The organism is Streptomyces sp. NPDC045021 (genome assembly GCF_056432645.1).
This window is the reverse complement of record NZ_JBWKIQ010000012.1, coordinates 284,520-291,812: the sequence shown is the minus strand read 5'-3', so window position 1 is coordinate 291,812 and position 7,293 is coordinate 284,520. Positions and strand designations below refer to the sequence as shown.

General features: G+C 68.7%; 8 protein-coding genes. 4 read left to right on the top strand and 4 right to left on the bottom strand.

The window, feature by feature from the left end:
- Positions 1-107: 107 nt before the first annotated feature.
- The 4 genes from AC07DC_RS32060 to AC07DC_RS32045 form a co-directional block, all read right to left on the bottom strand.
- Entirely contained in the window at positions 108-794 is a 687-nt protein-coding gene (locus AC07DC_RS32060; protein ID WP_478917987.1) for an SDR family NAD(P)-dependent oxidoreductase, read from the bottom strand.
- Positions 795-869: 75 nt separating this feature from the next.
- Positions 870-1,262: an ester cyclase gene (locus AC07DC_RS32055; protein WP_478917986.1), complete on the bottom strand. Its 393-nt coding sequence runs from the start codon at positions 1,260-1,262 to the stop codon at positions 870-872.
- Positions 1,263-1,426: 164 nt separating this feature from the next.
- Positions 1,427-2,086, bottom strand: a complete 660-nt coding sequence (locus tag AC07DC_RS32050) for an NADPH-dependent F420 reductase (RefSeq protein WP_478917985.1) — start codon at positions 2,084-2,086, stop codon at positions 1,427-1,429.
- A 67-nt stretch (positions 2,087-2,153) separates the two neighbouring features.
- Positions 2,154-2,894, bottom strand: a complete 741-nt coding sequence (locus AC07DC_RS32045) for an SDR family NAD(P)-dependent oxidoreductase (protein ID WP_478917984.1) — start codon at positions 2,892-2,894, stop codon at positions 2,154-2,156.
- A 94-nt stretch (positions 2,895-2,988) separates the two neighbouring features.
- On the opposite strand from AC07DC_RS32045, the gene AC07DC_RS32040 reads away from it, so the two are divergent.
- The 4 genes from AC07DC_RS32040 (at position 2,989) to AC07DC_RS32025 (ending at position 7,188) form a co-directional block, all read left to right on the top strand.
- Complete coding sequence (locus tag AC07DC_RS32040) at positions 2,989-3,597, top strand: TetR/AcrR family transcriptional regulator (protein WP_478917983.1); 609 nt, start codon at positions 2,989-2,991, stop codon at positions 3,595-3,597.
- 245 nt (positions 3,598-3,842) lie between these two features.
- Positions 3,843-5,126 carry an ISAs1 family transposase gene (locus AC07DC_RS32035; RefSeq protein WP_478917982.1) on the top strand — a complete coding sequence of 428 codons (1,284 nt, stop codon included), beginning with the start codon at positions 3,843-3,845 and terminating at the stop codon, positions 5,124-5,126.
- A gap of 857 nt (positions 5,127-5,983) precedes the next feature.
- The gene (locus AC07DC_RS32030) at positions 5,984-6,562 is read left to right on the top strand and encodes an RNA polymerase sigma factor (protein ID WP_478917981.1); all 579 of its coding nucleotides are present in this window, start codon (positions 5,984-5,986) and stop codon (positions 6,560-6,562) included.
- Entirely contained in the window at positions 6,559-7,188 is a 630-nt protein-coding gene (locus tag AC07DC_RS32025) for a hypothetical protein (protein WP_478917980.1), read from the top strand. The genes AC07DC_RS32030 and AC07DC_RS32025 overlap by 4 nt, the downstream gene beginning before the upstream one ends.
- The last annotated feature ends 105 nt before the right edge of the window (positions 7,189-7,293 follow it).

Here is a 7,293-nt window from a genome sequence, read left to right as displayed (position 1 = left end):
GCGCCCTCCCTTAAACCAAAATTTCTTTTATATAAACTTAGCGGGGCGCGGGCGCCCCCCCGGGGGCCCCCCCCCCCCGGCCCCCCCCCCAAAACCCCCCCCCACGTCTACCAGCGCAGCTCCCCGGCTTCGTCCTGGAACGTTCCTGTCGGGCCGTCCGCGTCAAGCGTCGCCAGACGCACGACGATCTTGGCGCTCTCCTCGGGTGATCGTCCGACTCCGAAATCCGCGGTCATGTCGGTGGCGGTGGTGCCGGGCTCGACCGCGTTGAACTTGATGCCCGGCTGGGACTTGGCGTACTGGACCGTCAGCATGGTGGCCGCCGACTTCGACGCGGAGTACAGCGCGAGCGGCAGCTGGAACTCGGGCCGGTCGGGGTTGTTCACGGCCCAGAACGACCCGGCGCTGCTGGAGACGGTGACCACGGTTGGATTCGAGGACTCGCGCAGCAGAGGGAGGGCCGCCTCCGTGACGCGCACGATTCCCACCGCGTTGGTGTCGAAAGCCCGCAGAGCCGTGGGACCGTCCATGACTCCGTGCCCCAGAACGCCCGCGTTGTGCACCAGGACGTCGAGCCGGCCCTCGGCCGAACCGATCGTCGCCAGCGCGCTGCTCACCGACGCGTCGTCGGTCACGTCGAGCTGTACGAATCGTGCGCCGAGTGTCGCCGCGGCCTTTTCGCCTCGCTCGACGTCACGCGCGCCGATGTAGACGAGGTGACCCAACTCCAGAAGTTGTCTGGCTGTCTCGAAACCGATGCCTTTATTGGCCCCGGTGATCAGTGTGACGGTCATGGGTTTCCTCCTGAAATGCGTGGCCCGGGCGGGCCGTTGTGTGCGCGGTGCGCGGCTGCTCTTCGATCCCGGAGGTCAGCCGGTCAGCTGCCGGCGCAGTTCGCCGGCGTCGTGCAGGGCCGTCATGTGCACGAACCGCCCGTCACGGACCTGGTAGATGGCGTACTCGACGATCTCGAACGAGGCGCCGCTGGGAGCCACGCCGAGCCACTCCTTCACCGGAGTACCCGTGTTGATCAGACGGGCGGCCAGGCGGTCACCGTCGAAGAGCAGTTCCTTGAGCTCCCAGTGGAGGTCCGGAACCGTGTCCACGTCGTGCTTCTGAACCGCGATGAGGTCGTCCCGGGTGGCCGGCTCACCGTTCAACGTGGTCCGGTCGTTGATGAACTCGTCCATACCGTCGAACTCATGGGCGTTGAGCGCCTTGATATAGCGCTCGTAGAACGCGCGCAGATCACTGTCAGGCATCAGCCGAGCCTTCTTTTCTCTATGACAGCCCCGGATCGGGGCCCTGACGGGATGTTGATGAGACGCGAGGCCCTCCGCGGACTCGCGGTGCCGGACATCACTGAGGCGGACAACCCTGCCCCGGCGTCTGATCCACCAGTCGGACTGCGACTCGAACGCGTCGGTCAGGGGCATGTCTGAACAATGCGCCGCGCTCTCCTCACATTGGCGATCAGTTCGTCGCGGGTCTGGTGCGCAAGCTCGATCCAGGCGGGTTGACCGGGAGCGGTGCGCCAGGATTCGCTCAGCGGACTGTTGTCGACGGCGTCGAAACCGAACTGGTCGTACAGCCGCGTCACGAGCCGGGCGGCTTCCGGGTAATCGCTTGAGACCGGTAGCGCCAGCCGGCCGGGGGTGACAGGGGGGCGGCCGGCGGTGGTAATGCGGGGGGCCTGGATGTGAGTGAACGCCTGGACGACCTTTGAATTCGGGAGGTGCTCCTGGCGCAGCTCATACACTGTCTTCTCGCCCGAGTCGATGACGGGAATATGACCGTCGCGCCAGATCATGTAGTTGTTCGTATCCAGCACGATCTTGCCTGCGAGCTCTTCGGCCGGCATGTCGTTGACGACTTTGAGCGGTACAGCCACGACGGCGAAAACGCCGGCTTCCGCAGCATCCGCGGCTCGGGCCGCGCGCGCCGACGGGCCGAGTTCGGCGACAAGGTTCTCCAGGGTCTCGGGCTCCCGTGAGTTGGCAATTACGACTTTGTATCCGTGTGCTATTGCAGCGCGGGCGATCTGACTGCCGACCTCGCCTGCGCCGATGATCCCAATGATTGTCATGGGTGATTCCGTCTCAGAATTCAATGGGGATGTTCGTCGGTCGGGCGCGGACGTGCGGCCATGGACCTCAGATCTGGTTCAGGCCGCCGTCGACGTACAGGCTCGAACCGGTGATGAAGCTGCTCTGCTCGGAGGCGAGGAAAGCCACGGCGGCGGCGATCTCCTCCGGGCGCCCGAGCCGGCCCAGCGGCACGCGCGCGGCCAGTTGCTGCTTGAACTGCTCCGGGGCGGGGGTGAGCGCCGAAACGGCAGGGGTATCGGTCGGGCCGGGCGTGATGGTGTTGACCCGGATACCGCGCCCCTTGAGTTCGTTGGCCCAGGTCCGGGAGAACGATCGGGTGGCGGCCTTGGTTGCCGCGTACACGCCGAGCGCCTCATCACCGACGTCCACGTTGGTGGAACCGTTCAAGATCACCGAGGCGCCGTCGTTGAGCAGGGGCAGTGCCTTCTGAACGGTGAACAGCGTGCCCCGGACGTTAACGCCGAAGAGGGTGTCGAAGTGCTCCTCGGTGACCTGCTCGAGCGGCACGAGTGAGGCGACGGAGGCGTTCGCGAACAGGACGTCAAGGCCTCGTCCCCGGCTGCGGATCGTCTCATAGAGGCGGTCCAGGTCGGCCAGGTTCGCGATGTCGCCGTTCACCGCGGTAGCCGCTGAACCGATCACTTCGACGGCCGCGTCGAGTTCACTCTTGCGCCGCCCGGTGATGAACACGTGTGCGCCCTCGGCCGCCAGCCGTACGGCACTGGCCAGGCCGATTCCGGTGCTGCCCCCGGTGACGAGAGCGGTCTTGCCCTCAAGAAGTCCCACGTGAACAACCTCCTTCGACTTCTGCATCGATCGCTGCTGAAGTCCAACCGTAGCACTTCTGCAGCGATCGCTGCAGAAGTGGTAATCTGTGGGAGTGAGGACGAAGAAGAGGGGCCCGATTGGCCGACCGCGAGGTTTCGACGCCGACGAAGCAGTCGAGCGCGCCATGCTGGTCTTCTGGGAGCACGGCTACGAGGGCGCCAGCCTGGCCGGCCTGACCGACGCAATGGGCATCTCCACCACCAGCATGTACGCGGCCTTCGGCAACAAGGAGGACTTGTTCCGCAAGGTCCTGGAGCACTACGCCGAAGGCCCCAGCGCCTACCTGGGCCGCGCCCTGGAGGAGCCGACCGCCCTGGACGTCGCCACTGCGATCCTGGCCGGCACGGTGCGCACCACCACCCGCCCGGCCCACCCGCACGGGTGCCTGGGCGTCCAGGGCGCTCTGGCCGCCAGCGACTCCGGGCGGGAAGTCCGTGACCTTCTCGTCGCCTGGCGCAACGACGGCTACTCCCGTGTCCGGGAGCGGTTCGAGCGAGCCGTCGACGAGGGCGACCTGCCGCCGGAGACCGATCCGGGGCTACTGGCTCGCTACGTCACCGCCTTGGCGTACGGCATCGCCGTGCAAGCCGCGAGCGGTGTCTGCCGCGATGAACTCCAGGCGCTGGCCGACGCCGCCCTGCGCAACTGGCCGATCTCCTGAGAACCGCCCCGGCGTCCGTTTTTCGGTCCCCCTGGGAGGGCGACCGCCACGTTGCGGCAGAGGGCAGTCAGGCCCGGAGCCGGAAGTTGCGATCCTCGGTCGCGCACAGCGACCAGGCGAGCAGGGCCCCGGGAGAGGTCCGTAGATCCCGGTTTGGTCGGGTGATCATCGGTGGCCGGACATGAGACGAGCACGGCTCTTGTGGATCATGGAGTTCTCTACGCTCCCAGATCAGCAAGGCCGCCGTGCTCGTGACTCCATCCTCCCTCATGTCCGTGTCCAACGGCACGGCACCCTTCTCGTCCGTCGTCCAGGCCGGGAAGGTGCCCCCCGCCGGTCTGTTGCAGGCGCTGGCCGGGGTGCCCGATCCCCGGGATCCACGTGGCGTGCGCTACCGGCTGTCCACGCTGCTGGCGATCGGGGTGTGCGCGATGACGGCGGCCGGTCACAACTCCCTGGTCGCGATTGCCGAGTGGGCCCGCCGCTGTGATCAGGCGGTACTGGCCCGGCTGGGGTGTCCCTTCGATCCGTTCGCCGGCCGCTTCCGGGCGCCGGGAGAGCGGACCTTGCGGGACGTCTTCGCCCGGGTCGACCCCGGCGCCCTCACATCGGCTGGACTCGCCCGGCTCACCGCTCTGACACCGCCCATGGTGGGGTCGCTGAGCCCGGACGGCATTCCGGAGCGGGAACAGCGCCGCGCCCACCGGGCTGTCGCACGCGGGCAGGATCAGCGCCGTCGTCGCCGCGCGTTCGCGGTCGACGGCAAGTGCCTGCGCGGAGCCGTTCGCGCTGAGGGCAGCCGGGTGTTCGTACTCACCGCCGTCCGTCATGATGACGCGCTCACCGCGGCCCTGCGTGAGATCGGCGCGAAGACGAACGAGATCCCCGAGTTCGCACCGCTCCTGGACAGCATCAACGACCAGGACCTGAACGATGCCGTGGTCACGGTCGACGCCCTGCACGCCCAAAAGGACCATGCCCGCTACCTCGTCGAGGACCGAAAAGCGCACTACTTGCTGTCGGTGAAGAACAACCAGCCCAGCCTGGCACGGCAGTTGAAGAAGCTGCCCTGGGCCAAAGCGCCGGTCCTGGACCGCTCACGTAATCGGGGACACGGCCGCGAGGAGGTCCGGGAGGTGAAGGTGCTGTCCGTGGACGGTCTGCTCTTCCCCCACGCCCGCCAGGTCGTACGCATCCACCGCAAACGCCGCCGCACCGGCGCGAGGAAATGGACCGCCGAGACGGTCTACGCCGTCACCGACCTGCCCGCCCACCAGGCATCCGCCGCCGAGATCGCGGCCTGGGCACGTGGCCACTGGATCATCGAGAACACCGTCCACTGGACCAAGGACGTCACCTTCGCCGAGGACGCCAGCCAGGTCCGCCGACACCACACCCCGGCCGTCATGAGCGTCCCGGGCGACCTGGCCCGCGCCGCCCTCCATCGCAACGGCTGGACCAACACCGCCAGCGGCCGACGTGCCCACACCCACCCCGAAGCCGCCCTCACCCTGCACGGAATCCCGTGATCAAACGGACGAACGCGACTCTCCCCGGGGCCCTGCCCCAAGTTGTGACGGAAACCAAATCGAAGTATTCCCATCATCCGGAACCCTGGGCGGGCGCGGGCGCGGGCGGAGGTGAGGCTGTTCGGGGCCGTCGGGTCCTCTCCGGGGACGTCGCAGGTCGACGGCGAGCGAGCGGGCGGGCCGGGCGGAGCAGGGTGTGGTCCGCGATGACTGACCATGTCCAGCGTTCAGCGCGAGGCTGAGGTGGGCGTGCGGCTCGGCGGGCGCTGGCAGTAGCGAGTAGCCGCGCAGGTCGACCCGGGTGCGGCCAGGCGGGGGGGTGTGGGCGTGCTGATTGGCTGGTGCGGTCCGCATGGGTGGCGGACAACTTGCGCTGGTGTCGGGCGGCCCGGCGGGTGTCCGCGTGTCAGCGTGTCATCAGGTGGTCCAGTGTTGCGACATGCGCTGCATCATCTGTTGCGCACCCTCCGGCGGGGAGTTCCGATTCATCGCAGGTCAGGCCTGCTTTTTCGCGGCTCTGGTGCGCTGACGTCCCCTCGGCTGCGCCCCCTGATGGGTGTGGGTGGGGTGATGGGCGGTCGGTCGGGTCAGGTCTGGGCTGCGCTGGCTGTGAGAGGGCGTTGGCCGGTGGCCGCCGCGCCGAGAAACCGGCGCCGGCCCCCCACACCATGCCGCGTCACCGCCACGACCTGTTGACGGACTGCCGAGCGCCTGGACTCGCGCGGTCTTGCCCCAGGGGCCCTTTGGTCGAAGGCACGCCTCGGGGCGGCCGTGGTCGCGGGTGGGCGTGTAACGCTTTTGGGGGTCCGAGCCAAGTAGAGATGTAAGGCATTGCTCGTTCGTTCAAGGAGTCGTCCGTGCAAGCGGAGCATTCACCAGCGCCACCCGTGCGGGATCCGGTCGGGTTCGCCCTGTTCTACCAGCAGCAGTTCGACGCGGTGCTCGGTTTCGTCACCCGGCGTACCGACAGCCCGCATCTGGCCGCGGACCTGACAGCTGACATCTTCCTGACCGCGCTGGAGCAGGCGCACAGCTACGATGCGCGGCGCGGCGCACCGGTGGCCTGGCTCTACGGCATCTCCCGCAATGTTCTGGCCGCGCATTTTCGGGGCAGTGCCCGTGAGCAGCGGGCCGCGGCGCAGATCGCGGGGCGGCGGCAGCTGGACGATCAGGACGTCAGCGCGATCGAGGGCCGTATCGACGCCGCCCGCGAGGCCCGGCAGCTGGCCGCGCGGCACGCGGCGCTGTCCGAGCCGCTGCGCGCGGTGCTGGACCTGGTGGCCCTGGACGGCCTGACCACCCGCGAGGCCGCGCAGGCCCTGGGGATCAGTGCGGCCACCGCCCGGGTGCGCCTGCACCGCGCCCGCAAGGCCCTGCAACGTGTCGACACCCCGACCACCACAGCCGTGTACACCGTCTCGGAGGCCCGCTCATGACCACCCCCGTGCACTTCCAGCAGCAGCTCGCCGACGAACTCACCGCCCGCGCCGCAACCCTGCCACCCACCGCACCGGTGCCCGTGCGGGCGCGCCACACCCGGCGGATCGCCGTCACCGCGCTCGGCCTGGCCGCAGCCGCCACCGCGGTCGTGCTGATCCCGCACACCGACACCACCACCGCCACCCCGCAAGCAGGAGCGGGCCAGAACACCGCCGTGCCGGGCAGCGGTACGCCGGTCCTGACCAACGCCGCCTACACGGTGACCCCACGCAAGGACGGCACCGTGACCATCCAGGTGACCGGCGCAGAAGTCTCCGGACTCCAGGCCGCACTGCGCAGCCTGGGCGTGCCGGCCGTGGTCCTGCGCGCCTCGGACTCCTGCCACACCAAGGTCCGCACCGACAACGCCAACCTGGAAACGGTCTCCTCCCAGGACCCGAACAACGGACGCATCATGGTGATCCGACCCAGCGCCATCCCGCACGGCGACTCCCTGCTCCTGGTCCAGCCCTCCCTCAAGGGCGTCCAGCACCCGGAAAAGATGTACTCCATGGACGTCATGCTGACCCCCGGCGAGCCCAACTGCTTCCCCGCCTCCCAAAGCAGCATCGGCGTCGGCTAACCCCTCCACCCGACCACCCCGCGGAACACGCGCTCCTGCGCTGACCGCACCCACGGCCGGCAGGCCCAGCGGGCAACGCGGGCAACGCGGGCGGCCGCCGTGCCG

What these genes read in the sequence shown, in the direction of transcription:
- AC07DC_RS32055 (WP_478917986.1), bottom strand. Translation starts at nt 1,262, where the DNA reads ATGCCTGACAGTGATCTGCGCGCGTTCTACGAGCGCTATATCAAGGCG.
- AC07DC_RS32025 (WP_478917980.1), top strand. Translation starts at nt 6,559, where the DNA reads ATGACCACCCCCGTGCACTTCCAGCAGCAGCTCGCCGACGAACTCACC.
- AC07DC_RS32060 (WP_478917987.1), bottom strand. Translation starts at nt 794, where the DNA reads ATGACCGTCACACTGATCACCGGGGCCAATAAAGGCATCGGTTTCGAG.
- AC07DC_RS32050 (WP_478917985.1), bottom strand. Translation starts at nt 2,086, where the DNA reads ATGACAATCATTGGGATCATCGGCGCAGGCGAGGTCGGCAGTCAGATC.